The sequence below is a fragment of the Flavobacterium panici genome (assembly GCF_903819335.1).
Lineage (GTDB): Bacteria > Bacteroidota > Bacteroidia > Flavobacteriales > Flavobacteriaceae > Flavobacterium > Flavobacterium panici.
Genome location: NZ_CAIJDE010000044.1, coordinates 1 through 24,545, shown reverse-complemented (window position 1 = coordinate 24,545; position 24,545 = coordinate 1). Strand labels below are relative to the sequence as shown.

Sequence of the window (24,545 nt, the reverse complement as noted above, 5' to 3'; positions counted from 1 at the left end):
TTTACAGTATTCAGTCTCAGTTTACAGTCACAGTAAAAAAACTTAGCATCTCAGTATCTTAGAACCTTAGCAACTTAAAAAAAAAATGAAAACTATATTAAACAAATTAATCAATCACGAAGTACTTTCTAAAGAAGAAGCAAAAGATGTCTTGATTAATATATCAACTGGTCAATACAACCCAAGTCAGATTTCGGCATTTTTGACCGTATTTATGATGCGAAGCATTACGATTGACGAACTTTCGGGATTTCGCGAAGCTTTATTAGAATTGTGTGTTCGTGTTGATTTATCATCTTACAATACAATCGATTTATGTGGAACGGGCGGTGACGGAAAAGACACTTTCAATATTTCAACTTTAGCTTCTTTTGTTTCAGCTGGAGCTGGAATTAAAGTTGCCAAACATGGGAATTACGGAGTTTCATCTATTTCAGGGTCAAGCAACGTAATGGAAAAAATGGGAATTAAATTCAGCAACGATCCTTCGTTTTTAGAAAAATGTATTGATAAAGCAGGAATTTGCGTTTTACACGCACCCCTATTTCATCCGGCAATGAAAAATGTTGGCCCAATCCGTAAAGAATTAGCAGTAAAAACATTCTTCAATATGTTGGGGCCAATGGTAAATCCATCGTTTCCACAAAATCAATTGGTTGGGGTTTTCAATCTTGAATTAGCCAGAATGTATGCTTATTTATATCAAAATACCGATATCAATTTTACTATTTTGCATTCGCTTGACGGATATGACGAAATCTCTTTAACAGGTCCAACCAAAACGATAACATCACACATGGAAGGAATGCTAAAACCGGAAGATTTTGGTGTTAGACTTTTATCCCAAACTGAAATTGAAGGCGGAAAAACCATCGAAGAATCGGCAGAAATATTTACAAATATCATTTCTGGAAAAGGAACCGAAGCACAGAACAATGTAGTTTTAGCAAATGCTGCAATGGCGATTGCAACCGTTACAAAATGTTCTCCGTTGGAAGGATTTGAATTAGCAAAAGAAAGTTTATTGTCTGGAAAAGGATTAAAAGCATTGCAGACATTACAGGAATTAAGCAAATAAAAAACAAACACAAATTTCACGAATTAGCACTAAACTTTGCGCCTTTGTGGCTTTGTGGCAAAACAATAATCATGAATATTTTAGATAAAATAATATTTGATAAAAAACGAGAAGTCGTTCTCAAAAAATCAATCATTCCAGTTTCTCAGTTACAAGCTTCGGTATTTTTTGGAAAAGAAACAATTTCATTAAGCCAAAAACTAAAAACAAGTTCAACGGGAATTATTGCAGAACACAAACGTCGTTCTCCTTCAAAATCAGTTATTAATCACAATTTCACAGTTGAAGAAGTTGTAAAAGGTTATGAAAGTGCCGGAGCTTGCGGAATTTCTGTTTTAACGGATGGAAAATATTTTGGAGGTTCTCTTGACGATTTACTTTTGGCAAGAGCAAGCGTAAATATTCCGCTTTTGCGAAAAGAATTTATTGTCGACGAATACCAAATTTTGGAAGCAAAAGCACACGGAGCTGATTTGATTCTTCTAATCGCAGCAGTTCTAACCCGCGAAGAAATTAAATCATTATCAGAATTTGCTAAAAATCTAGGTTTAGAAGTTCTATTAGAAGTTCACAATCAGGAAGAACTGGAAAAATCAATTATGCCAACTTTAGACATGATTGGTGTGAATAACAGAAACCTAAAAACTTTCGAAGTCAGTTTAGATTTCAGTAAACAATTGGCATCGCAAATTCCAGATGATTTTGTAAAAGTTTCCGAAAGCGGAATTTCATCAATCGAAGCTATTCAGGAATTAAAACCATACGGCTACAAAGGTTTCTTAATTGGAGAAAACTTCATGAAAACCGATAACGCCGGACAAGCCGCAACAGAATTCATCAGCAAGCTTGGCCTGTAAAGGTTTGCCACAAAGTCACAAAGGCGCAAATTTAATTTGTGCTCGTTTATAAAAAATAAACTTAGTGTCTTAGCACCTTAGTGGCAAAAAAACAAAAAAACTTAGTGTCTTAGCGCCTTCGTGGCAAAAATAAATATAAAATGAAACTCAAAATATGCGGCATGAAATATTCCGAAAACATTCTCGAAGTAGGAGCGCTCCTACCCGATTATATGGGATTTATTTTTTGGGAAAAATCTGCACGATATTTTAACGGAACCATTCCTGAACTTATAAAAACAGTCAAAAAAGTGGGCGTTTTTGTAAATCAAACACAGGAAGAAATTCTGGAAAAAGTAACAAAATACAATTTGCAAGCCGTTCAGTTACACGGAAATGAAACAGTTGAATTTGTATCGGAACTAAAAAATAATTTGTCAAAAAAAATCGAAATCATAAAAGCATTTTCTGCCGATGAAAACTTTGATTTTGAAGTGATAAAACCTTTCGAACCAGTCTGTGATTATTTTCTATTTGACACCAAAGGAAAATTACCCGGCGGCAACGGAACAACATTCGACTGGACGATATTAAAAAAATACAATTCAGATAAACCGTTCTTTTTGAGTGGCGGAATCGGAATAAACGAATTAAAAGCCATTGAAGAAATTTCAAAAAGCAATTTACCTATTTATGCTATCGATGTAAATAGTAAATTTGAAATCGAACCCGGGCTGAAAAACAGAAATTTATTTAGCAATTTCAAACGAAAATTTGATGTTGCCAACTTTTAAACTTTAAACAAAATGAGTTTTAACGTCAACGAAAAAGGATATTACGGAGAATTTGGAGGAGCTTACATTCCTGAAATGCTCTATCCAAATGTAGAAGAACTACGTCAAAAATACCTAAGCATAATGGATGAACCAGATTTTAAAGCTGAGTTCAACCAATTGCTGAAAGATTATGTAGGACGCCCAAGTCCGTTGTATTTTGCAAAACGATTATCTGAAAAATACAACACAAAAGTCTATCTAAAAAGAGAAGACTTAAATCACACCGGAGCGCATAAAGTTAACAATACAATCGGGCAGATTTTATTAGCCAAACGTTTGGGTAAAAAAAGAATTATTGCCGAAACCGGAGCGGGTCAGCATGGCGTAGCAACGGCAACAGTCTGTGCTTTAATGGGAATTGAATGTATCGTTTATATGGGCGAAATCGACATTGCGCGTCAGGCACCAAATGTGGCACGTATGAAAATGTTAGGCGCAGAAGTTCGTCCGGCACTTTCGGGTTCAAGAACTTTAAAAGATGCAACAAACGAAGCTATTCGTGATTGGATTAATAATCCGGTTGACACACATTATATTATCGGATCAGCAATTGGACCTCATCCTTATCCAGATATGGTGACGCGTTTTCAGAGTATTATTTCTGAAGAAATAAAATGGCAGTTAAAAGAAAAAGAAGGACGTGAAAATCCTGATTATGTGGTAGCTTGTATTGGCGGCGGAAGTAACGCAGCAGGAACATATTATCATTTTCTACATGAGCCGGAAGTTGGAATTATTGCTGTTGAAGCTGCCGGAAAAGGTGTTGACAGCGGTCACAGTGCTGCAACCAGCAAATTAGGAAAAGTAGGCGTTATTCACGGCTGTAAAACGCTTTTAATGCAAACACCAGACGGGCAAATTACAGAACCGTATTCAATTTCTGCCGGATTAGATTATCCCGGAGTTGGGCCTTTACATGCTCATTTAGCACAAACCGGACGTGGCGAATTTTTCTCTGTAACCGATGATGATGCTATGAATGCTGGTTTGCAATTGACAAAATTAGAAGGAATTATTCCGGCGATTGAAAGCGCTCACGCATTTGCCGTTTTAGATCAAAAGAAATTTAAACCTACAGATGTTGTTGTTATTAGTCTTTCTGGCCGTGGCGATAAAGATTTAGATAATTATATTGACTATTTTAAATTGTAATAAAAATCGTAATTTGGGCATTTGGTAACGCAAATCAAATAACGAGAAAAAAGTAAATATGGAAAAGTTATTCTCTTACGGAACATTACGATCAAAACAAATTCAAATGCAGGTTTTCAATAAAGTATTAACGGGAACTGCAGACCAGCTTCTTGGATACAAACTAAAAAGCCTTCAAATAGAAGAAGAATTTGGAATGGCTGATTATGTAGTAGCGGTTCCAAGCGATGATCTTTCAGATATTATATATGGGGTTGTTTATACAATTTCAAATACAGATCTGGCTAAAGTAGATATATTCGAATCGAACTCATATAAAAGAGTTCAGGTAAGATTAAAGTCTGGGATACAGGCTTGGATTTATACAGAAAATTAATAATTAATATGATTCTAGCAGCCGCGCAAACAAAACCAACCCGAGGCGATATCGATGCCAATTTATCAGATCATTATCGTCTTATCGAATTGGCTGTAAAAAATAAAGCGCAATTAATTGCATTTCCAGAAATGTCTATTACAGGCTATGAAAGAGAACATGCAAAGCAATTAGCTTTCCAGAAAAACGATTCGCGTTTGAATCATTTGCAAAAATTAGCTGCAGAAAATAATATTATAATTATTGCCGGAGCACCTATTCAAATTGGCTCCAATTTATTTATTGGCGAATTTGTAATTTCTCCGGATAATTCTGTTTCCATTTATACGAAGCAGTTTTTACACGAAGGCGAAGATGAATATTTTCAATCTTCTTTTGATAACAATCCAATTATTTCAATTGAAAATCAAAAGATTTCATTTGCCATTTGCGCTGATATTGATAATCCGCTGCATCCGGAAAATGCAAAAAAGAGAGAAACTGATATTTATATTGCCAGCATTTTCTTTTCACCAAACGGAATTCCGAATGCGTATCGAGACTTGCAAAATTACGCCGAAAAGCATCAAATGAATGTTTTGATGTCAAATTTCAGCGGTGAATCCTGGGGCTCTCCTTCGGCAGGTCAAAGTGCATTTTGGAATAATAAAGGAGAATTAATTGGTCAGATGAATGATTCAGATTCCGGGTTATTATTGGTTGAAAAACAAAATGATACTTGGACAAGTAAGGTTTTAAAATTTTAAAAAAATTAATGCCACAGATTTCAGAGATTCTCACAGATTAAATTATTTAAAAATCATTGAAATCTTTTTAATCTGTGGCACAAAAAAACATAACAATGAACAGAATAACTCAAAAATTACAAGAAGATAAAAAGATACTTTCGATCTATTTTTCTGCGGGATATCCTAACTTAAATGATACGGTGCAGATTATTCAGGATTTAGAAAAAAATGGTGTTGATTTAATCGAAATTGGACTTCCGTTTAGTGATCCTTTGGCAGACGGACCAACAATTCAGGCGAGTTCTACACAGGCGCTTCATAACGGAATGACAACTCAAATTCTATTTGACCAGCTGAAAAACATCCGCGAAAGCGTAAAAATTCCTTTGATTATTATGGGTTATTTTAATCCGATGTTACAATACGGAGTTGAAGCTTTTTGTCAAAAATGTGCTGAAATTGGAATCGACGGATTAATTATTCCAGATCTTCCGGTTGATGTTTATGCAGAAGAATACAAAGCAATTTTCGAAAAATATGGTTTAATAAATGTGTTTCTGATTACGCCTCAAACTTCAGATGAACGTATTCGTTTTATCGACAGTGTTTCAAACGGATTTATTTATATGGTAAGTTCTGCAAGTGTTACGGGATCTCAATCTGGTTTTGGAGATGTTCAGGAAAGCTATTTCGAAAGAATCTCAAATTTGAATTTAAAAAATCCTCAAATTGTTGGTTTCGGAATTTCAAATAAAGAAACTTTCAATCAGGCTACTAAATATGCAAAAGGTGCTATTATTGGAAGTGCTTTTATAAAACATTTAAGCGAAAGTGGAAGTGGGAAAATTGAGGAATTTGTTGGAGAGATTCGATAAACATATAGAATAAAGTCTAGCTTGTCATTCCGAGGAACGAGGAATCACACTAGAAACTCTACAAACAAAGTCGCCAATCTTTGTCGAATTACGAGCGCGATTCCTCGTTCCTCGGAATGACAAAAAAACTAACAAAGCTGAAATACTAAGTGTTTCAGCTTTTTTTTTGCCCAAAATTATCGAAACCGTTTTATGTTAATATTATGTTAAAACAAAATTAAACAAGTGTTTAAATTAAACAAGTGTTTAATTTTGTATCGATTAGAAACAATACCATGTCACACATCGAACTAAACGATAAAAAAATTCAGATTCTTAATGTTGCTGAAAAGCTATTTTCTGAGAAAGGATTTGAGGGGACTTCTATACGGGATATTTCGAAACATGCAAAAATTAATATTGCTATGGTTTCGTATTATTTCGGTTCAAAAGATAAATTACTGGAATCTTTAATCATTCATAAAACAGCCGATTTAAAACTGCAAATCGAAAGTTTACAGCACGAAGATCTTCATCCTCTTGATAAAGTCAATAAATTAGTCGAAATTTATATCAATCGAATTAATTGTAACAGAGGGATTTTCAGAGTTTTACATTTCGAACTTAATTCTAAAAAAAGAGAAGAAAGTCTTGCCGCTTTTACAGAGCTGAAAAAGGGAAATCTAAAATCTTTGGAAATGATTATCAAAGAAGGCCAGTCAAAAGGGATTTTTAGAAAAGATGTCATAATTCCGTTGATTACACCAACGATTATGGGCACTTTTTTTCATTTCCATATGAACAAATCATTTTTTGAAGAACTCTTAAATCTAAAAACAGAAACGTTATACAACGATTACATTAAAAACAGTCTTACAAAGCACATTCAACAAACTATAAAAGCGCTACTTGTTTATGAAAATTAGTCAATTAATGCTCTTTGGAGTTTTCTTTATAGGAATCTCTTCAATAGAAGCACAAGAAAAAACAAGTTTAACTTTAGATGAAGCCGTAAAAATGGCCTGGGAAAAGAGTAACGAAGTTACGCTTGCCAACACTAAGGTAAACTCAAAGAAATATGAATTACAAACGGTTAAGAATAACCAATATCCAGATTTAAAAATTTCAGGACAATATCAGCGATTAACAAAAGCTTCGATCGATATGCCTAATCAGGGAGAAAGTGCTTCTTTAGCTTCTCCGGATCGTGCAATGCTTGGAATGGCTAATTTAAGCTTACCACTTTTTGCAGGATTTAAAATCCAGAATAGTATTGACGCTTATGAAAGCTTATACGAAGCGGAAAGCGTTACTGCTGCTAAAACAAAAGAAGATGTTGCTTTAAAAGTAATTACTTATTACACCGCATTATACAAAGCACAAAAAACTTTAGATGTTTTAACAGAGAATCAAAAAAGTGCTAAACAGCGTGTTACTGATTTTATCGAATTAGAGAAAAACGGAATCATTCCAAGAAATGATTTATTGAAAGCACAATTATTGGTTTCAAAAACGCAATTATCTATTGATGAAGCAAATAACAACATCAACAATATCAACTTTTATTTAACGACATTACTTAAATTAGAGCCATCTGTAAAAATTCAGGTTAACGAAGATGATTTCTTTAACTTAAAAACAACTGGTGCTCCTACATCTGATGTTTTAGCACTTGAAAGCAGAAAAGATTTAGAAGCTATTCGTTTGCAGCAAAAAGCTTCAGAAGCTAATGTTAAGATTGCAAAAGCCGGATATTATCCAACAATTTCATTACTTGGAGGTTATACTGCTTTAGATCTTAAAGACATTATTACGGTAAAATATGCTATGAATTTTGGTTTAGGTTTATCTTATGATTTATCTGGAATTCTTAAAAACAGCGCACACGTAAAAGAAGCAGAAAGTAAAGCTCTTGAAGTAAAAAATACTGAAGCTATTATGACGGACCGCATTAAAGTTGAAGTTCAAAAATCTATTGAAGATTATGACTTAGCGATCAATCAAAGTGTGGTTTATGAAGAAGCTTTTCAACAAGCTACTGAAAACTACAGACTTGTAAAAGATAAATTCGACAATGGTCTTGCAGATACCAATGATCTTGTTGAAGCCGATGTTGAGCAGTTAAGTGCAAAAATCAATACTGCTGTAGCAAAAGCAACCATTATTCAAAAATATTACGAATTACTTTCAGTATCAGGACAATTATCACAATCATTCAATCTTTCTAAAATATAATCGAAGCTCTCATGGAAAAGAAAAAGACAAATAAAAAATTCATCATCATACTAACCGTTTTGGTTTTAGTGGGAGGAACTTACGGAATATCAAAATACTTACACTCATTGGCACACGAAGAAACGGATGATGCTCAAATTGAGAAAAAAATGAACCCAATTATTCCGAGAGTATCAGGATATATCAGCAAAGTTTATGTGAAAGATAATGACTATGTGAAAAAAGGAGATACCTTATTTACTATCGATAAAAGAGATTATCAGTTAAAAATTGATGAAGCAAACGCTGCATTATTAGGAGCTGAAGGTCAATACGAAGCTGCAAAAGCTGATATTGGAAGTGCTTATGCAAGCATTTCTGTTTCAGACGCTCAAATGAGATCTGCAGGTGGTTCTATCGAAAGTGCTAAAATTAGATTGAGACAGCTTACAAACGATTTTAACCGTTACAATAATTTGTACAAAACACATACTATTACAAAACAACAATTCGAACAGGCTCAAACTGCAAAAGAAGAAGCTGAAAATCAAGTACGTGTTTTAGAACAACAACAAAGAGCGACTTCTTATCAAAAATCGGTTATTCAGTCAAAATCTAAAGTTTCTGATAAACAAACAGAAGTTGCTGCAGCAAACATCAAAAAAGCAAAAACAATGCTTGATGTTGCTCACTTAAACCTTTCTTATACAGTAGTTACAGCTGCAATTGATGGTCAGGTTTCTAAAGTTGATATTCAACCGGGACAATTAGTTCAGCCAGGACAATCTTTATTCTACATCATCAACAATAATGAAGCTTGGGTTGTAGCTAACTTTAAAGAAACACAATTAAACAAAATGGTTGTGGGACAAAAAGTAAGTTTAAAAGTTGATGCTTATCCAAACTATGAGTTTAAAGGTACTGTAACTTCATTTTCTCCAGCAACAGGATCACGTTTTTCATTATTACCTCCTGATAATGCTACAGGAAACTTCGTAAAAACAATTCAGAGATTACCAGTAAAAATTAGTTTAGATCAAGCAAACGATCCTGAAAAAGTAAAACTTTTAAGACCAGGAATGAATGTTGACGTAGACGTACATTTAAAATAAATAAATGGCAGCAGCAGTACAAGCAGACGACGATTTAGTAGAATACGGTTACCGACGCGTTATTATTACCATTACGGCAGTACTTTGTGCCTTGCTTGAAATTGTAGATACGACGATTGTAAACGTAGCTCTAACAGACATGCGCGGAAGTCTTGGTGCTACCTTGACCGATGTGGCGTGGGTTATTACAGCATACGCAATTGCGAATGTTATTGTAATTCCGATGACGAGCTGGTTATCACAGCAATTTGGAAGACGTAATTATTTTGTGGCTTCTATCATTATATTTACCGTCTGTTCCTTTTTGTGTGGAAATGCCAGTAATATTTGGGAACTTGTAGCCTTTCGATTCGTACAAGGTATGGGTGGTGGAGCGTTACTTGTAACAGCCCAAACGATTATTACAGAAAGTTATCCCGTTGCAAAACGTGGTATGGCGCAGGCAATTTACGGAATGGGTGTAATTGTAGGTCCAACTTTAGGGCCGCCTTTGGGAGGATATTTAGTAGATAATTATTCTTGGCCTTATATCTTTTACATCAATATTCCGCTTGGAATTATCGCTACTATTTTGGCTTTAACTTTCGTGAGAAGTCCGAAATATGGAGAGAAATTAAAAGCAAATCAGGTTGACTGGTGGGGAATTTTCTTGTTGAGCGCCTTTATTGGTTCTTTACAATTCGTTCTTGAACACGGACAGCAGGATGACTGGTTTAACGATTCTCTTATTGTAACTTTAAGTGTTGTGACTGTTTTAGGATTGGTTCTTTTTATTTGGAGAGAGCTGACTTACAAACATCCAATTGTAAACTTAAGCGTTTTAAAAGATGGAAATTTAAGAATTGGAACTGTAATGTGTTTCATTCTGGGTTTCGGATTATATGGTTCGACGTTAATTATTCCTATTTATACGCAGTCAATTTTAGGATGGACAGCAACTGATGCCGGATTATTATTAATTCCGGGATCTATCACAACGGCGATTATGATGCCATTTGTTGGAAATATGATTCAAAAAGGTGTTCCGCAAGGTTATATGGTTGGAGTTGGATTTTTAGTTTTCTTCTTCTTTACCTTCATGATGCAGACTCGTATGACGCCAGATACTGGTGTAGAACATATGTATTGGCCATTAATTTTGAGAGGAATTGGTCTTGGATTACTTTTCGTTCCAATTACAACACTTTCGCTTTCAACTTTAAAAGGAAAACAAATTGGTGAAGGAGCTGCATTTACCGGAATGATGCGTCAATTAGGAGGTTCATTTGGTATTGCAATTATTACCACTTTCATCACACGTTTCAGCCAGGAACACAGAGTTGATTTGATTAACAATTTAGATCCTGCAAGATATGATGTTCAGCAGCGTATCACAGGAATGCAGCACGCTTTTATGTCCAAAGGATATAGCGCTGATGTTGCACTTAAAAAAGCTTATCAGGGAATAGAATATTCAGTATTAAAGCAAAGTACTGTTTTGGCTTACATGGATATTTTTATGTACCTGGGAATTATGTTTTTATGCTGTATACCGATTATTCTCTTCATCAAAAAAGGGAAGAACAAGATTAGCGCAGCCGACGCAATGCACTAATAATAATAATTTTATAATACGCAGAAACGCCGAATTCTAAATTGAATTCGGCGTTTATTTTTTTAATTTAACCGCAAAGTGCGCAAAGAGTATATATTTATAAGAGGTTTAAAAAAACAAAGTTCGCAAAGGTTTGTGTAAAAACTTTGCGAACCTTGCGCAAATCTTTGCGCTCTTTGCAGTAAAAATCTTAGAATCTTAGCAACTCAGAACCTTAGCATCTTAAAAATCATCTTGTAAAAACCAAATGATTTCCTTTTGAAAGATTCGCGTCAAAATGATAACCTTCATAATTGAAACCTTTTAAGTCATCAATAGTTTCAGCATTTGTATCAATAATATAACGAACCATCATACCTCTCGCCTTTTTTGCAAAGAAACTGATCATTTTTAATTTTCCGTCTTTATAATCTTTAAAATCCGGAGTAATTACAGGAACTTTTAAAGCTTTTACATCAACTGCCGAAAAGTATTCGTTACTGGCTAAATTAACGAATAATTCTCCTTTCGTCAATTCTTTATTTAAAGCTTTTGTAACAACAGGTTTCCAAAATTCATGCAGGTTTTTATAATCGCCAACAGGTAATTTTGTTCCCATTTCTAAGCGGTATGCCTGCATTAAATCAAGCGGTTTTAAAACGCCGTAAAGTCCGGATAAAATTCTAAGTTTATCTTGTAAAACATCTAATTTTTCTAACGGAATTGAATAGGCGTCTAAACCTGTATAAACATCACCGTCAAAAGTATAAACTGCGGGACGGGCATTTTCAACCGTAAATGGAGTTTTCCAGTCTTGGTTTCGTTTCCAGTTTAAATCGGCAAGTTTGTCTGAAATTGACATTAAATGAGATAATTCAGCAGGCTTTTTTCCTTTTAGTATTTTATGAACCTGACGCGCTTCTTTTAAAAATAAAGGTTCAGTATGTTGAGCAGTAGGTAATTCTTTTTCGAAATTCAGTGATTTCGCCGGCGATATAACAATTTTCATTTGTGCATTTTTATATGATTCAAAAATACAAATTGAATTTTTAAAAATATGTTATTGCAATTGATTTGTTTGATGCCGTTATAAATGTTTTTTTTGCCACGAATTACACTAATTTCCACGAATTATTCTTTCACATAGATTGCGAAGATTTTTGCCACAGATTAAAAAGATTTCCACAGATTTTTTAATCTTTTTAATCCTTCTAATCTGTGGCTATATTTTTCTGCCACGAATTTTCACGAATTATTTTTTAATGCAGATTGCGAAGATTTTTAGCCACAGATTAAAGGATTTTCACAGATTTTTTAATCATTTTAATCCTTTTAATCTGTGGCAGAAAAAAAATTAATTCGTGAAAATTAGTGTAATTCGTGGCAGCCCTTTCTCAATTCATAAAAATCAACCTGTCAAAATGTGAAATTGTTCAAAAAAGTGAGCTATAGATTATAATAGGGATTTTCTATGTTGTAAATTTGCATGCATTTCATTTCTTCGAAAATTGAAATCATCTTTATTCAAAAATTAGTGAATTCGTGGCTATACAAACAAATTATAAAACTGCTTTACAAAACAAAATCTTCGATATTATTTCGAAAGCTTCTCAGGAATTAAATGTAGACTCTTATGTGATAGGAGGTTTCGTTCGTGATTTGCTTTTAAACCGAGGTTCTAAAAAAGACATCGACGTTGTAGCAGTTGGAAGCGGCATCGAATTAGCGCTTAAAGTTTCTGACTTACTTCCGAATAAACCAAAAGTTCAGGTTTTTAAAACTTACGGAACAGCAATGCTTCGTTTTGAAGATACTGATATTGAATTTGTTGGTGCCCGAAAAGAATCTTATAATTTCGACAGCCGAAATCCGATTGTAGAAAATGGAACGCTTCAGGATGATCAAAACCGTCGTGATTTTACGATCAACGCTTTGGCTTTATCTTTAAATAAAAACAACTTCGGAGATCTTTTAGATCCGTTTAATGGATTGGCGCATTTAGAAAGTAAAACCATCAAAACGCCTTTAGATCCGGATATTACTTATTCTGATGATCCGCTGAGAATGCTTCGTGCTATTCGTTTTGCCACGCAGTTGAATTTCGAAATTGAAGAAAATTCTTTGAATGCGATTACCAAAAATGCAGATCGTATCAAGATTATTTCAGGTGAAAGAATTGTAGACGAATTAAACAAAATCCTTTCTACACCAAAACCGTCAACCGGATTTTTACTTTTATATAAAACCGGACTTTTAGATTTAATCTTACCTGAATTAACAGCTTTAAATCAGGTGGAAGAAATTGAAGGTCATACACATAAAAACAACTTTTACCATACACTTGAAGTCGTTGATAACATTTGCCCAAATACAGATGATGTTTGGTTACGATGGTCAGCTTTATTACACGATATTGGAAAAGCTCCAACAAAACGTTTCAATAAAAAACAGGGCTGGACTTTTCACGGACATGAGTTTTTGGGTGGAAAAATGGCTAAAAAGATATTCGAACGTTTACATATGCCGTTGAATCACAAAATGAAATTTGTACAAAAAATGGTTATTATGAGTTCACGTCCAATTGTTTTGGCGCAAGATATTGTAACCGACAGCGCAGTTCGTCGTTTGGTTTTTGATGCGGGTGAAGATGTAGAGGATTTAATGACTTTATGTGAAGCTGATATTACAACCAAAAACCCAGCGAAGTTTAAGAAATATCATAAAAACTTTGAAATTGTTCGCAAGAAAATTGTTGAAGTTGAAGAACGCGATCACGTTCGTAATTTTCAGCCGCCAATTTCAGGTGAAGAAATTATGGAAATGTTCGATTTGAAACCTTCTCGTGAAATTGGAGTTTTAAAGGAAGCCGTAAAAGAAGCTATTTTAGAAGGTGATATTCCAAATGAATATCAGGCTGCGTATGATTTTGTGATTAAAAGAGCTGCGAAGTTAAATTTAACTCTTAAAAAATAAATGAGTCTTGCAGTTATAATTTTAAGAATTTTAATTTTAATGATAGTTGTATTACCTAACTATCTATTTTATAAAAAACTTAGAAATATTAAAACAAAGCGTTTCAAACATACATTATTTTTTTTCTTAATCAGTATAATTTTATCATTTACAGTCTTCTGTATTTTGGCTGTTTTAAGAGAATTAATATCTGATTTAGTAAATATAAGAATTAAGAACAACAACACTTTTATGATTTTGTTTGTTACGGCAACACTATTTTTTAGCGTTTTAGCAAACTTATTTTTCTTAAATTTTTATCTAAGAAAAATAAATCATAGAAAAGAAATCGAATTAATCGGAAAAGAATGAAAAAAGAGAATAAATCAGTAATCATTTGGTTACTATCAGGTTGTGTTTTATTATTTTTAATGGTTGTCGTGGGCGGCATCACGCGTTTAACCAATTCAGGTTTATCAATGACGGACTGGCATTTAGTTACCGACACATTTCCGCCATTAACTGATGCAAAATGGCAGGCTGCTTTTGATGAATATAAAAAATTTCCAGAGTACCAAAAAATCAATATTCACAACGATTTTCAATTAGCAGATTATAAATTCATTTATTTCTGGGAATGGTTTCACCGTTTCATCGGTCGTATAATTGGATTGGTTTTCTTTGTTCCTTTTGTTTATTTCTTAATCAGAAAAAAATTAGATACACCAACAATTAAAAAATGTATTGTTCTTTTGGCAATGGGTGCTTTTCAAGGTTTTCTTGGATGGTTTATGGTTCGAAGCGGATTAATTGATAATCCGGATGTGAGTCATTTTAGACTTTCCTTACACTTAACTTTTGCTTTTATAACTTTTGCATATACGCTTTGGGTGGCGCTGGATTTGATTTATCCTGAAAGAAACATCAATAAAATATTACCGCTTCGAAAAATCGCCAGATATGCTTTGGTCGCTTTATTGATCCAGATTATTTATGGTGGATTTGTTGCGGGATTAAACGCCGGATTAATTCACAATCACTGGCCTTTAATGAGCGATGGAGAATTTATTCATGAATCGGTTTTTATTGAACAGTCGAGTTTGATTAAAAATTTAATTGAAGGGAAAAGCGGCGTTCAGTTTGTACACAGAACTTTTGCTTATTTTGTAGTTGGGATTATTCTTTTCCTTTTCTTCAAAAGCAAAAAATATACGCTTACGAATACACAATCAAACGGAATCAATACTTTAGTAGTTTTTGTTTTTATACAATTTCTTCTTGGTGTTTTTACATTATTATACAGCGTGCCTTTAGCTTTAGGATTAATTCACCAGATTATGGCATTTTTCCTTTTGAGTGCCATGACATATACATTGCATAGATTGAGTAAATAATGTTTTGAATAAAATAACAAAGAGCCGAAAATTTCGGCTCTTTGTTATTTTATATAATTAGGACTAGAAAATTATTTTACCCCAGCCAGGTTTTAAAATCCTGCACTTTTTCACGGCTTACAATAACCTCATCTTCCTTATAAGTTGGTAAAATTACTTTTAAACGTGAATTCGTATATACCTGAATTTCTTTAATTGCCTGAAGCGGGACAATAAATTTTCTGCTTACGCGAAAGAAATCCTTTTTGTCTAATTCCTGCTCCAGAATCTCTAAAGTCGAATCGATTAAATAATTTCGATTGTCATAAGTATGAATGTATGTTCCTTTGTTTTCACTAAAAAAACATTCAATTTCTTCAGTAGTAATTACTTTTAAATGCTGACCAATTTTAACTGTGAATCTCTTTTTGTATGTTTTTTCAAAAGGATTTGACAGCATTTGGCGAATCTGTTCAAAATCAAGCTGCACGTTTGAAGTTTCAGAAGCTGTTTTCGGAAGTCGGGATTTAAATTTTGAAACTGCTGCTTCGAGATCATCTTCGTCAATTGGTTTTAGAAGATAATCTATGCTATTTAGTTTAAACGCTTTTAATGCATACTCATCATAAGCTGTAGTAAAAATGATAGCGCTTTTAATATCTATTTTTTCAAAAATTTCAAACGACAATCCATCTGATAATTGTATATCCAGAAAAATTAAATCCGGATGCTGGTTATTGCTAAACCAATGAACTGATTCTTCAACCGAATGAAGCATCGTTTCTACGGTAACGTCTAACTTTTCAAGTTTTCTTTGCAGCAATCTTGCCGCTGGTTTTTCGTCTTCTATAATTAATGTGATCATTTACTATATACAAAATTTAGAAAAAATAGTATTTCAAAGTTACTCCCATTTATTTGTATTCGCGGCTTCTTTCTCCATATATTTTTGGATTTTCTTTTGCTCCCAATCGTCGCTAAAGAAAAGATCACGTCCAAAAACAGACATTGCGTGCGCCAATAAACCAATTCCCCAGAAAAATGCTGTTGAATAAGTCTGCCAGTCCATTAATCCGCTTTCATGAATATTTTCGCTAAAAATATCCCGGTTTAAATTTGCGATTATAATGATTACATTCACAATAAGATAAACTCTTAAATGCGAGTAAAAACCTTTTAACCTTTTAACTTTTCTATAAGCATTATTATAATTTTCGTCTGTGCTGAATTCGTGTGCATATTCTTCGTACATGCGTCTTCTAAAACGTCCCATAATATTTATTTCTTTAAAATTATTTCCATTTATTTTTATTCTCTTTTTCCTTTTCCATAAACTCTTTGATTTTTCTTTCTTCCCAGTCTTTTCCTAAAACCGGAAATACTTCAAAAACCTTTAATCCATGAAAAACAACTCCAATTCCCCACCACATTAACGGCCAGAAAAACCACAAATATTTTGGTGAAGTATATAGATTAATGAAAATCAAAATTGCGTTTACTAAAATATAAGCAACAAGATTTCCGTAAAATCCTTTAATACTTTCTACTTTCTTTTTTGCTAAAAAGTATTTATCATCTTCATTAAAATTCATTTCCATGATTACTCCCATTTTTGTGTTCTATTTTTCTTTTCTAAAAGGCTTCTCAATTTTCTTTCTTCCCATTCCTTGCCGAATATTTTGAAAGAAACAAACATATCAATTGCGGAACCTACATATACAGCAGACCAAATAATTACTACAACTCCGTTTAAAAAATGTATCGGAAAGAAGTTTAATGGCAATTCTGTATATTCTTTCAATACATAAAGAATCATTGCAGCGGCATACAGAAAAGTGTGTTTGTAAAATGATTTTAGTTTCAGCACTTTTTTACTTGCCAGCTCTTTCAAAACATTTTCTTCTGAACTATTATTAGAATTTGTTTCCATTATTCCCAAGTTTTTTGATTGCGTTCTTTCTCTAAAATTTCTCTGATTTTTCTTTCCTCCCATTTTTTATTAAAAAAAGGCGGAAGGTTAAAAACCTTTAATCCGTGTAAAACAACTCCTATTCCCCATCCCATTAAACACCATATAAACCATAAATATCCCGGCGAAGTCATAAGATTAACCACAATTACAATTGGGTTTACAAGTACATATACTGTTAGATGTTCATAAAATTCTCTTAGTTCTTTTACTCTTTTTTGAGCCTGATAATATCTATCACCTTCGGCATAATTCTTTTCCATCATTATTTCCAGGTTTTTTGATTATTTTCTTTCTCTAAAATCTCTCTGATTTTTCGTTCTTCCCAATCAGAGCTGTAACCAAAAACTTTAAAAGCATGCATCGCAACTCCAAATCCCCATCCTAAAGCCGAGAACCAAAACCATTGAAATCCTGGTGAAAATTTTAAATTGATGAAAACTAAAAACGGAATGACACATAAATATGAAATTACATTTCCGTAAAATCCTTTCAACTCTTCTACTCTCTTTTTAGCTCTGTAATACGCTTTTGCTTCGTCATTATATTCTGTACTAATGTCCATAACTGCAATTTGTTTAGTTAAAATTGGAATCTTAACCGAGAAGTTCTTTTCATCCTGCTCAATCAGCACTTTTCTGTCGGTTATAATTCCGTAACGGTTTACAATATTCTGCAATCCAACGCCTTGCCTGTCTTGCAGAACTTCTTTTTTCTGAAGATCATTTTGGATAACCAAATAATCTTTGTCAATAAAAATTCTAATGTGTAATGGTTTCTGTTCGCTTACAACATTATGTTTTACTGTGTTTTCGAGTAAAAGCTGTAACGAAAGCGGAACCACTTTGGCATCCGGATTTATATTTCCTGCTGGCAGTTCATAAAACAAACTGTTTTCGAAACGCATTTTCAGCAGATTCATATAAGTTTTTGCAAATGATAATTCATCTTCTACAGAAACCAGTTCTTTATCTTTTTGTTCTAAAACATATCTGTAAATTTTAGATAAAGAAGTGGTGAACCGCTGTGCATTATCCGGATTTTCTTCAATTAAAGAACTAAGAACGTTTAAACTGTTAAAAAGAAAATGCGGGTCGATTTGATTTTTTAAACTTTCGAATTTAGCATTTGCCGTTCCCGCAATTATCTTTTGCTGTATAACCTTATTTTCCTGATATAATTTGTAAAAATGTAATGCGTGAAATATCAGCAAAACGATAAAAGTAATGACCGAAGATTCTATGTAATTTGCCGGATCTTCATTTGCCAAAAAGCTTAATAACGGGCGTCTTTCTATAACAACCTGCGTGAAAATACGCAATACAAAAATGACGAAAAGCGAAATGAAAAATGAACTTATAAACCCTATAAAAATTCTTCTGGCAGAAAATCTGTTTGCTCCTTCAAAAACCTTATCTAAATACACAAATAGAGAAGCATTTACCACGTACAAAACAACGCTGTACAACATGCAGTACAAAAAATAGATGTACAAATCTTTGGTAAAAACTGCAGTTCCAAATGATGCAAAGCGAATCAGGAAGGAAAATAAAAATACTACTCCGCCAATTAAAAACGCTTTAAATAGATTTGGTTTTAAGGTCATTCTTTTATTTTTTTATAAAATTATTTACAATTTTTTTGAGTTTCCAAAGCTCTGTCTAATCCCCACTTAGGAGAAAAAGGAGTTTCTGGTTTAAAAGTAGCAAAAAGTTCTATAGCTTTATCAACCTGAGCACAAAGTGGTTTTGTATCAACTCCTGTCCATTTTGCACCGCCTATTTGGTAATCAGCTTCTCCAAAAACAATTCTTGGGTTGTTTGGGTCGATCGCTTTTCCTTTTGCGTAAGCTTCCATTACTTTAGCCGAATATTTCATTCCGTTTGTCATTGGGTCAGCCACAACATATCCTGTATAAATTAAAGCTTGCAAAGCATAAAGTTCAGCATTGTTTTGATCTTTTATAAATTCTACATCTAATGCATCTTGCGCTTTAGTTAAAAGAAGATCAATTTTTGTTTTATCCTTTTCAGTAAAAACCGCTGTTGCATTCATTAAAGCAATATAATAATTTGGCAGATAACTGGTTTTATCAGCAGAAGCAATTCTTTCAAATAATGCCGAAGCTTCTGTAGTTTTTCCTTCTTTCCAAAGTGCGAAAGCTTTAGTCATTCCTTGCTCAAATTGAGTTTGAGCTGAACTTATTACTACAACAAATAATGCGATTAAAGTGATGATTTTTTTCATTTTATAAGTATTTAAATGGTTATTTTGATTTGTTTGTTAGTTACTAATTTATAATACAATTTCAATTTTTGAATCTTTTGCTATAACAAATTTAGCATCTTTATAGGCAGGCGGCCCCATAAATCCTTTAGCATTGTTTGAAGCTGCATAATCTTCAGACGGAATTCCCATTGCGTTTCTATCAAGCTTACCGTTATTGTTTTCATCGTGATACGTTGAAATTGCGTATTCTCCTGCCGGAAGATTGTCAAATGTCACAACCGCTTCATTATTTTTAATTTCAGAAGAAAGGCTTTTGTACGTCGTTTTTAGAAATGTACCGTCTGAGTTGTACAAACCTACTTTTACAATTCCTGTATTGTTTTTTATACCTGAAACAGCAACAGTTAATTTTACATTTTGAGCAGACATTAAGCTACAGATAAATAACGTGATTAGTGTAATAATTTTGGTCATGATTTCTTTTTTTTAAGTTTCTAAGATTCTAAGTGACTGAGATTCTAAGTTTTTTTGTTGATGATTAAAACTCTTTTTTCTAGGCTCAAAGGTTCTGAGTTACAAAGGGACTAAGTTTTTTCTTAGTGTCTTAGAAGCTTAGCAACTTAAATACTTATTATTTTATACTTCAAAAGTATATCTGATTTTACTCTTTTAAAATTAAATGATACTGAGTTGTTGATTTTTGCTGCTGAATTGTTTCTTTTTAATAGTTCTAAGATTCTTAGATACTAAGGTTCTAAGTTTTTTTTCAGTTTCTAAAATCTTAGCATCTCAGAATCTTAGCAACTTAGCATCTTTTAAAGATTCTTCAACTGATTCTCGCTCTTATTCTGACTGATCGTCCAGAAGAAACCTACGAAGAAAAATCTGTCTGCTGTTGGTGTAATTGCTTGTCTGTTATACACTCCGTTTGGATCTGGTAATTTTGCGTAATCGTATCCAAAAATATTCTGCGTTCCTAAAAGGTTTGAAACTGAGAAATAAAGGATTTTTTGTGTCGTTAATAAATACGCCCAGTTAAAACTCAAACTATTATACGATTTCGTTTTTCCGTTCATAAACTGTGTTTGGTTTGGATCGTTATACGGACGACCTGAACTGTAACTGTTTGTGAATCCAATTTGTGATTTCCAGTCGGTAATAAAGTATTTGGTTACTAAAGATAAGGTGTGATTTGCAATAAAACTTGGCGTTGCCATTGTTGGGAAATTCTTGTATTGTCTTTCTGAATCGATATAAGAATAGGAAATCCAATATTCTAAGTTTTTATACAAATTGCTGTCTCTCCAAAATAAATCCAATCCTTTTGCATACCCTTTTCCGTTATTGTTGAAAACCGAATTGTACTGAATATCTTTCGTATCATATTGCACTAAATTGGTGTAATCTTTATAATAAGCTTCGGCTCTAAAAGTTTGTCCCGGCTGTGTAAACTGGTAATTTAAAATATAATGCTGTGCTTTTTCACTCTCAAACTGATGGTATTTTGAATACTTAATATAATCTACAACAGGCGTTTGAGAAAAATCTCCATAAGCAAATGAAAACTGACTGCTTTTTGAAACTTTATAAGCTAATGAAGCTCTTGGTGCAATATTATTTTCGTTTAATAAACTGTTGTTTGAATATCTTAAACCAACTTTCATTGCCAGTTTTTTAGAGAATAAAATATCTGCTTCTGTATAAGCTGCAAAAATGTTAGAATCATATCCGTTTTTAACATCAATAGAAATATTGTCATCAAAATTTTCATTGAATTTCGTAATGAAATAATCTGCTCCAAAAGACAATTTGAAATAGTTTGAAACTTTCTTTCCTAGTTTCAATTTCAACTGTGCTGCATTTTCATCTGTATTAATATCGTTGATATCGTATTTCGTTTTGTTTTTGCTGTAACCGTAACTAATTCCAGAAGTTAATTGCCATCCTGTTCCAAAAGTTCCTTTATAAGAAGAGTTTAAATAAAAGTTATTGTTGTTTAAATCTGTTCTGATAGGATTTTCGAAATTGATATTTTTCTGATTTAAATCGAATTTTTCAGAATCAAAAGCCGCATATAACTTAAAGATTCCGTTTGTAAAATTGTATCGGTAAACTGTTTCACCGCCAAGAGATTGATACGGATTATTCCAGTCAACATTTTGTGGAATTACAGCCTGATAAGGTGCTAAATTAATATAAGCCATATTTACACTTAACGAACTTTTTGTCCATTTTTGAGTATTTCCTAAACTCAAACCAACCGTCATTAAACCGATATCTGTTTTATTATGATCTGGTTCATCCTGCGTATTCAAAAGCAAAACACTTGACAAAGCTTCACCATATTCTGCAGAGTAACCTCCTGTAGAAAAAGCAATTCCGCTGAATAAGAAAGGAGAAAAACGGCTTCTTGTTGGTAAATTATTAGTTGTTGCTCCGTACGGCTGTGCCACGCGAATTCCGTCAACAAAAGTCTGAGTTTCGCTGGCTTCACCTCCACGTACAAACAAACGTCCGTCCTCGCCCACGCTTTGCGTTCCAGGCAAAGTCTGCAAAGCGGCAACGATATTTCCGGCCGAACCTGCTGTTGTAACAATATCTAAAGGTTTTAAAACCGAAACCCTTGCTTTATCTCCAGATTCTAAAGTTCCGGCTGTAATGACAACCGCATCCAGAGCATTTACATTTTCTCTTAGTTTTACCGTTTGATCTTTAAAGTTCGTAACATCAATTTCTTTTTTGAAAGTTTCGAAAAGTAAAAAGCTTACTACTAAAAACTGATTTCCTGCTGCAGAAGTTTCAAAAGAGAAATCTCCCGTTTCAGAACTTGTTGCTCCGTCGTAAGTTCCATCTATATAAATATTCGCTCCGGCAACTGGTTTTCCTTTTTGGTCCAAAACTTTTCCTGAGATAACATTTTGCGAAAAAGTAAAAGTGCTTAGTAATAATAAAATAAAAGTAATTCTGGTTTTCATGATATTGGTTTTTGATGAGGCAAATGTATTTTAACATTTCCTGTTAAAAAATATATAATAACCCAATTGTAGAATTTTAAGGATGAGTTGTAAAATACTAATTTGTATCTTAGCTAGAAATTGAAAAACATCGTTAATCATGTCAGAAAGTAAAAGAGTTTCGAACTTGTACCAATCCATTTATAATGGTAATCCATGGCTTGAAGTTACCTTAGCAGATACTTTAAAAGATGTAACTGCGGCTCAGGCTTATAAAAAAATCAACCCTAATTTAAACACGATTTGGGAAATTGTCAATCACCTAATACAATGGAGAAGAAACATATTAAAACGTGTTCAGGGTGAAATAATCACAACTCCCGATCATAATTATTTTGTACCCATTTTAGATTCATCAGAGCCGGCCTGGGAACAATCATTGCAAAGTCTGGCAAAATCTCAGGAAATGTGGAATGATTGTTTGAGTAATTTTAATGATGCGGATTTCGAGAAAATAGATCAAAATAATAATCATAATTTTTATGAAGATATTCACGGAATTATCCAGCATGACGTTTATCATTTGGGACAGATTGTTATTTTGAAAAAATTATTAAACACATAGAAACATAGATTTTGCTTTTTTGGCAATCTTGTCATTCCGAGGAACGAGGAATCTTCGTAAGAAACTCCATACTCAAAATCGCCAATCTTTGTCGAGCTACTTGTGAAGATTCCTCGTTCCTCGGAATGACAAAATTGAGAGCCATTTTAAATAAATATCATATGAAAAACTCACTTTTTATCATCGCTTTTTTATTGATGAATGCAATTGGATTTTCACAAGAAACCGAAGTTAAATTCGATGAAAATCTGGCAAAATCTCTGAATGCCGATGAATACGGAATGAAGAAATATGTTTTCTGCCTTTTAAAATCGGGAACTAATACGACAGCTTCAAAAGAAGAAACCAAAAAGTTGTTTGAAGGACATATGGCAAACATCAATAAACTTGCAAAAGAAGGAAAACTAGTTGTTGCCGGACCTTTTATGAAAAACGACAGAAATTATCGAGGCATTTATATTTTTAACGTAGAAACTGTCGACGAAGCAAAAGCGCTTGTAGCAACAGATCCTGCCATAAAAGCCAATTTACTCGAAGCCGAATTAACGCCTTGGTACTGCACCGCAGCTTTGCAGGAAACTGTAAAAATTCATGAGAAAATTGCTAAGACGAAAATGTAATACTGTATATGAAAACAGAAAAAGAAAAAATGATTTCGGGTGAATATTACAACGCTTTTGACCCGGAATTAGTAAAAGGCCGCCGAACTGCAAAAAATCTTTTACACAGTTTAAATGTAAAAGAATACAGAGTAACTAAAAAAGCAAAAGAAATTTTAAAAGAACTGATTCCAAATACTGGAGCCGGTTTTTATATCGAACCGCCATTTCATTGTGATTACGGTTATAATATTTTCTGCGGAGAAAACGTTTATTTTAATGTGAATTGCGTTGTTCTGGATTGTGCGCCTGTAAATATTGGATCGAATGTTTTTATTGCACCAAATGTTCAAATTTATACCGCATCGCATCCGCTTGGCGCTGAATTGAGAAAATCGCTTGAAAATGCCTATCCGGTCACAATTGGCGATGATTGCTGGATTGGCGGAAATTCTGTTATTTGTCCGGGTGTGACAATTGGAAAAGGCTGTGTTATCGGCGCCGGATCAGTTGTAACAAAAGACATTCCGGATAATTCATTAGCCGTTGGAAATCCGGCAAAAGTAATCCGAAAATTAAATCAAGAACCTGAATCAAAAAAATAATGCTTACCTTAAATAAAGTTCATCATATTGCTATTTTATGCTCTGATTATCAAAAATCAAAAACCTTTTATACCGAAATTTTAGGTTTAACGATTATTAGAGAAATTTACAGAGAAGAGCGCCAGTCATATAAATTAGATTTGGCTTTAAATGGAATTTATGTAATTGAATTATTTTCATTCCCAGATCCGCCAAAAAGACCTTCAAGACCAGAAGCCGTTGGATTGCGTCATTTGGCATTTGAAGTAATTAATCTAAATGAAACGGTTGTTTTTTTGACTTCAAAAAACATAGAATCGGAACCTATCAGAATTGATGAAACAACTGAAAAACGTTTTACTTTTATTGCAGATCCTGATTTATTGCCGATAGAGTTTTATGAAAGGTAAGCAGAATGTATTTAATCTCGCAAAGTCGCAAAGTCGCAAAGAAAACTTAAAAAACTTTGCGACTTTGCGACTTTGCGAGATTCTTTCATAA

General features: G+C 33.3%; 28 protein-coding genes. 18 read left to right on the top strand and 10 right to left on the bottom strand.

Going from position 1 to position 24,545, the window contains the following annotated elements; genetic code table 11:
• The first annotated feature begins 85 nt into the window (after positions 1-85).
• From trpD to FLAPXU55_RS12580, 11 genes are all read left to right on the top strand, one after another.
• A complete protein-coding gene (trpD, locus tag FLAPXU55_RS12630; RefSeq protein WP_180858023.1) occupies positions 86-1,078 on the top strand; it encodes an anthranilate phosphoribosyltransferase in 993 nt (330 codons plus the stop codon).
• Positions 1,079-1,149: 71 nt separating this feature from the next.
• Positions 1,150-1,935, top strand: coding sequence for an indole-3-glycerol phosphate synthase TrpC (gene trpC, locus FLAPXU55_RS12625; protein WP_180858021.1), 786 nt, complete (start codon positions 1,150-1,152; stop codon positions 1,933-1,935).
• Positions 1,936-2,075: 140 nt separating this feature from the next.
• A complete protein-coding gene (locus tag FLAPXU55_RS12620) occupies positions 2,076-2,708 on the top strand; it encodes a phosphoribosylanthranilate isomerase (protein WP_180858019.1) in 633 nt (210 codons plus the stop codon).
• A 12-nt stretch (positions 2,709-2,720) separates the two neighbouring features.
• Entirely contained in the window at positions 2,721-3,902 is a 1,182-nt protein-coding gene (gene trpB / locus FLAPXU55_RS12615) for a tryptophan synthase subunit beta (RefSeq protein ID WP_132989783.1), read from the top strand.
• Positions 3,903-3,960: 58 nt separating this feature from the next.
• The gene (locus tag FLAPXU55_RS12610; protein WP_053473894.1) at positions 3,961-4,278 is read left to right on the top strand and encodes a gamma-glutamylcyclotransferase family protein; all 318 of its coding nucleotides are present in this window, start codon (positions 3,961-3,963) and stop codon (positions 4,276-4,278) included.
• A gap of 8 nt (positions 4,279-4,286) precedes the next feature.
• On the top strand, positions 4,287-5,024 hold the full coding sequence (locus FLAPXU55_RS12605; RefSeq protein WP_180858010.1) for a carbon-nitrogen hydrolase family protein: 738 nt from the start codon (positions 4,287-4,289) through the stop codon (positions 5,022-5,024).
• A 95-nt stretch (positions 5,025-5,119) separates the two neighbouring features.
• Positions 5,120-5,881 (top strand): tryptophan synthase subunit alpha, encoded by a 762-nt coding sequence (gene trpA, locus FLAPXU55_RS12600; protein WP_180858008.1) that lies wholly within the window; start codon positions 5,120-5,122, stop codon positions 5,879-5,881.
• Positions 5,882-6,156: 275 nt separating this feature from the next.
• Positions 6,157-6,786 carry a TetR/AcrR family transcriptional regulator gene (locus FLAPXU55_RS12595; protein ID WP_180858006.1) on the top strand — a complete coding sequence of 210 codons (630 nt, stop codon included), beginning with the start codon at positions 6,157-6,159 and terminating at the stop codon, positions 6,784-6,786.
• Entirely contained in the window at positions 6,776-8,095 is a 1,320-nt protein-coding gene (locus FLAPXU55_RS12590; RefSeq protein WP_180858004.1) for a TolC family protein, read from the top strand. The genes FLAPXU55_RS12595 and FLAPXU55_RS12590 overlap by 11 nt, the downstream gene beginning before the upstream one ends.
• 11 nt (positions 8,096-8,106) lie before the next feature.
• On the top strand, positions 8,107-9,186 hold the full coding sequence (locus FLAPXU55_RS12585; protein ID WP_180858002.1) for an HlyD family secretion protein: 1,080 nt from the start codon (positions 8,107-8,109) through the stop codon (positions 9,184-9,186).
• 4 nt (positions 9,187-9,190) lie between these two features.
• Complete coding sequence (locus tag FLAPXU55_RS12580) at positions 9,191-10,780, top strand: MDR family MFS transporter (RefSeq protein WP_180858000.1); 1,590 nt, start codon at positions 9,191-9,193, stop codon at positions 10,778-10,780.
• A 229-nt stretch (positions 10,781-11,009) separates the two neighbouring features.
• Here the strand turns inward: FLAPXU55_RS12580 and yaaA are convergent, their stop codons facing one another.
• Positions 11,010-11,768: a peroxide stress protein YaaA gene (gene yaaA / locus FLAPXU55_RS12575; protein ID WP_053473885.1), complete on the bottom strand. Its 759-nt coding sequence runs from the start codon at positions 11,766-11,768 to the stop codon at positions 11,010-11,012.
• 533 nt (positions 11,769-12,301) lie between these two features.
• On the opposite strand from yaaA, the gene FLAPXU55_RS12570 reads away from it, so the two are divergent.
• From FLAPXU55_RS12570 to FLAPXU55_RS12560, 3 genes are read left to right on the top strand one after another with little or no spacing between them, the layout of a single operon-like run.
• Positions 12,302-13,732 carry a CCA tRNA nucleotidyltransferase gene (locus FLAPXU55_RS12570; protein ID WP_053473884.1) on the top strand — a complete coding sequence of 477 codons (1,431 nt, stop codon included), beginning with the start codon at positions 12,302-12,304 and terminating at the stop codon, positions 13,730-13,732.
• Positions 13,733-14,083 (top strand): hypothetical protein, encoded by a 351-nt coding sequence (locus FLAPXU55_RS12565; protein WP_053473883.1) that lies wholly within the window; start codon positions 13,733-13,735, stop codon positions 14,081-14,083.
• The gene (locus tag FLAPXU55_RS12560) at positions 14,080-15,105 is read left to right on the top strand and encodes a COX15/CtaA family protein (protein ID WP_180857998.1); all 1,026 of its coding nucleotides are present in this window, start codon (positions 14,080-14,082) and stop codon (positions 15,103-15,105) included. Before FLAPXU55_RS12565 ends, FLAPXU55_RS12560 begins: the two co-directional genes overlap by 4 nt.
• A gap of 76 nt (positions 15,106-15,181) precedes the next feature.
• On the opposite strand, the gene FLAPXU55_RS12555 is transcribed toward FLAPXU55_RS12560, so the two are convergent.
• The 9 genes from FLAPXU55_RS12555 to FLAPXU55_RS12515 form a co-directional block, all read right to left on the bottom strand.
• A complete protein-coding gene (locus tag FLAPXU55_RS12555) occupies positions 15,182-15,949 on the bottom strand; it encodes a LytR/AlgR family response regulator transcription factor (RefSeq protein WP_053473881.1) in 768 nt (255 codons plus the stop codon).
• Positions 15,950-15,988: 39 nt separating this feature from the next.
• A complete protein-coding gene (locus FLAPXU55_RS12550) occupies positions 15,989-16,357 on the bottom strand; it encodes a 2TM domain-containing protein (protein ID WP_180857996.1) in 369 nt (122 codons plus the stop codon).
• Between the two features lie 19 nt (positions 16,358-16,376).
• A complete protein-coding gene (locus tag FLAPXU55_RS12545; RefSeq protein WP_235992041.1) occupies positions 16,377-16,682 on the bottom strand; it encodes a 2TM domain-containing protein in 306 nt (101 codons plus the stop codon).
• Between the two features lie 2 nt (positions 16,683-16,684).
• Positions 16,685-17,014, bottom strand: coding sequence for a 2TM domain-containing protein (locus tag FLAPXU55_RS12540; protein ID WP_053473878.1), 330 nt, complete (start codon positions 17,012-17,014; stop codon positions 16,685-16,687).
• Positions 17,014-17,319 carry a 2TM domain-containing protein gene (locus FLAPXU55_RS12535; RefSeq protein WP_379702668.1) on the bottom strand — a complete coding sequence of 102 codons (306 nt, stop codon included), beginning with the start codon at positions 17,317-17,319 and terminating at the stop codon, positions 17,014-17,016. The genes FLAPXU55_RS12540 and FLAPXU55_RS12535 overlap by 1 nt, the downstream gene beginning before the upstream one ends.
• Entirely contained in the window at positions 17,319-18,659 is a 1,341-nt protein-coding gene (locus FLAPXU55_RS12530) for a histidine kinase (protein ID WP_180857994.1), read from the bottom strand. Before FLAPXU55_RS12530 ends, FLAPXU55_RS12535 begins: the two co-directional genes overlap by 1 nt.
• A gap of 20 nt (positions 18,660-18,679) precedes the next feature.
• The gene (locus FLAPXU55_RS12525; RefSeq protein WP_180857992.1) at positions 18,680-19,300 is read right to left on the bottom strand and encodes a hypothetical protein; all 621 of its coding nucleotides are present in this window, start codon (positions 19,298-19,300) and stop codon (positions 18,680-18,682) included.
• Between the two features lie 48 nt (positions 19,301-19,348).
• A complete protein-coding gene (locus FLAPXU55_RS12520; RefSeq protein WP_180857990.1) occupies positions 19,349-19,756 on the bottom strand; it encodes a DUF2141 domain-containing protein in 408 nt (135 codons plus the stop codon).
• A 341-nt stretch (positions 19,757-20,097) separates the two neighbouring features.
• Positions 20,098-22,257, bottom strand: a complete 2,160-nt coding sequence (locus tag FLAPXU55_RS12515) for a TonB-dependent receptor (RefSeq protein WP_180857988.1) — start codon at positions 22,255-22,257, stop codon at positions 20,098-20,100.
• A 139-nt stretch (positions 22,258-22,396) separates the two neighbouring features.
• Between FLAPXU55_RS12515 and FLAPXU55_RS12510 the strand changes: the two genes are divergently transcribed.
• The 4 genes from FLAPXU55_RS12510 (at position 22,397) to gloA2 (ending at position 24,454) form a co-directional block, all read left to right on the top strand.
• The gene (locus FLAPXU55_RS12510; RefSeq protein WP_180857986.1) at positions 22,397-22,861 is read left to right on the top strand and encodes a DinB family protein; all 465 of its coding nucleotides are present in this window, start codon (positions 22,397-22,399) and stop codon (positions 22,859-22,861) included.
• Positions 22,862-23,022: 161 nt separating this feature from the next.
• Complete coding sequence (locus tag FLAPXU55_RS12505) at positions 23,023-23,481, top strand: YciI family protein (protein ID WP_180857984.1); 459 nt, start codon at positions 23,023-23,025, stop codon at positions 23,479-23,481.
• Positions 23,482-23,489: 8 nt separating this feature from the next.
• On the top strand, positions 23,490-24,065 hold the full coding sequence (locus FLAPXU55_RS12500; protein WP_180857982.1) for a sugar O-acetyltransferase: 576 nt from the start codon (positions 23,490-23,492) through the stop codon (positions 24,063-24,065).
• A complete protein-coding gene (gene gloA2, locus FLAPXU55_RS12495; protein WP_180857980.1) occupies positions 24,065-24,454 on the top strand; it encodes an SMU1112c/YaeR family gloxylase I-like metalloprotein in 390 nt (129 codons plus the stop codon). The genes FLAPXU55_RS12500 and gloA2 overlap by 1 nt, the downstream gene beginning before the upstream one ends.
• Positions 24,455-24,545: the final 91 nt, after the last annotated feature.

Excerpts from the sequence above, each read along its gene's own strand:
- trpD (WP_180858023.1), top strand. The coding sequence starts at position 86 with ATGAAAACTATATTAAACAAATTAATCAATCACGAAGTACTTTCTAAA.
- trpC (WP_180858021.1), top strand. The coding sequence starts at position 1,150 with ATGAATATTTTAGATAAAATAATATTTGATAAAAAACGAGAAGTCGTT.
- FLAPXU55_RS12620 (WP_180858019.1), top strand. The coding sequence starts at position 2,076 with ATGAAACTCAAAATATGCGGCATGAAATATTCCGAAAACATTCTCGAA.
- trpB (WP_132989783.1), top strand. The coding sequence starts at position 2,721 with ATGAGTTTTAACGTCAACGAAAAAGGATATTACGGAGAATTTGGAGGA.
- FLAPXU55_RS12610 (WP_053473894.1), top strand. The coding sequence starts at position 3,961 with ATGGAAAAGTTATTCTCTTACGGAACATTACGATCAAAACAAATTCAA.
- FLAPXU55_RS12605 (WP_180858010.1), top strand. The coding sequence starts at position 4,287 with ATGATTCTAGCAGCCGCGCAAACAAAACCAACCCGAGGCGATATCGAT.
- trpA (WP_180858008.1), top strand. The coding sequence starts at position 5,120 with ATGAACAGAATAACTCAAAAATTACAAGAAGATAAAAAGATACTTTCG.
- FLAPXU55_RS12595 (WP_180858006.1), top strand. The coding sequence starts at position 6,157 with ATGTCACACATCGAACTAAACGATAAAAAAATTCAGATTCTTAATGTT.
- FLAPXU55_RS12590 (WP_180858004.1), top strand. The coding sequence starts at position 6,776 with ATGAAAATTAGTCAATTAATGCTCTTTGGAGTTTTCTTTATAGGAATC.
- FLAPXU55_RS12585 (WP_180858002.1), top strand. The coding sequence starts at position 8,107 with ATGGAAAAGAAAAAGACAAATAAAAAATTCATCATCATACTAACCGTT.
- FLAPXU55_RS12580 (WP_180858000.1), top strand. The coding sequence starts at position 9,191 with ATGGCAGCAGCAGTACAAGCAGACGACGATTTAGTAGAATACGGTTAC.
- yaaA (WP_053473885.1), bottom strand. The coding sequence starts at position 11,768 with ATGAAAATTGTTATATCGCCGGCGAAATCACTGAATTTCGAAAAAGAA.
- FLAPXU55_RS12565 (WP_053473883.1), top strand. The coding sequence starts at position 13,733 with ATGAGTCTTGCAGTTATAATTTTAAGAATTTTAATTTTAATGATAGTT.
- FLAPXU55_RS12560 (WP_180857998.1), top strand. The coding sequence starts at position 14,080 with ATGAAAAAAGAGAATAAATCAGTAATCATTTGGTTACTATCAGGTTGT.
- FLAPXU55_RS12555 (WP_053473881.1), bottom strand. The coding sequence starts at position 15,949 with ATGATCACATTAATTATAGAAGACGAAAAACCAGCGGCAAGATTGCTG.
- FLAPXU55_RS12550 (WP_180857996.1), bottom strand. The coding sequence starts at position 16,357 with ATGGGACGTTTTAGAAGACGCATGTACGAAGAATATGCACACGAATTC.
- FLAPXU55_RS12545 (WP_235992041.1), bottom strand. The coding sequence starts at position 16,682 with ATGGAAATGAATTTTAATGAAGATGATAAATACTTTTTAGCAAAAAAG.
- FLAPXU55_RS12540 (WP_053473878.1), bottom strand. The coding sequence starts at position 17,014 with ATGGAAACAAATTCTAATAATAGTTCAGAAGAAAATGTTTTGAAAGAG.
- FLAPXU55_RS12535 (WP_379702668.1), bottom strand. The coding sequence starts at position 17,319 with ATGATGGAAAAGAATTATGCCGAAGGTGATAGATATTATCAGGCTCAA.
- FLAPXU55_RS12530 (WP_180857994.1), bottom strand. The coding sequence starts at position 18,659 with ATGACCTTAAAACCAAATCTATTTAAAGCGTTTTTAATTGGCGGAGTA.
- FLAPXU55_RS12525 (WP_180857992.1), bottom strand. The coding sequence starts at position 19,300 with ATGAAAAAAATCATCACTTTAATCGCATTATTTGTTGTAGTAATAAGT.
- FLAPXU55_RS12520 (WP_180857990.1), bottom strand. The coding sequence starts at position 19,756 with ATGACCAAAATTATTACACTAATCACGTTATTTATCTGTAGCTTAATG.
- FLAPXU55_RS12515 (WP_180857988.1), bottom strand. The coding sequence starts at position 22,257 with ATGAAAACCAGAATTACTTTTATTTTATTATTACTAAGCACTTTTACT.
- FLAPXU55_RS12510 (WP_180857986.1), top strand. The coding sequence starts at position 22,397 with ATGTCAGAAAGTAAAAGAGTTTCGAACTTGTACCAATCCATTTATAAT.
- FLAPXU55_RS12505 (WP_180857984.1), top strand. The coding sequence starts at position 23,023 with ATGAAAAACTCACTTTTTATCATCGCTTTTTTATTGATGAATGCAATT.
- FLAPXU55_RS12500 (WP_180857982.1), top strand. The coding sequence starts at position 23,490 with ATGAAAACAGAAAAAGAAAAAATGATTTCGGGTGAATATTACAACGCT.
- gloA2 (WP_180857980.1), top strand. The coding sequence starts at position 24,065 with ATGCTTACCTTAAATAAAGTTCATCATATTGCTATTTTATGCTCTGAT.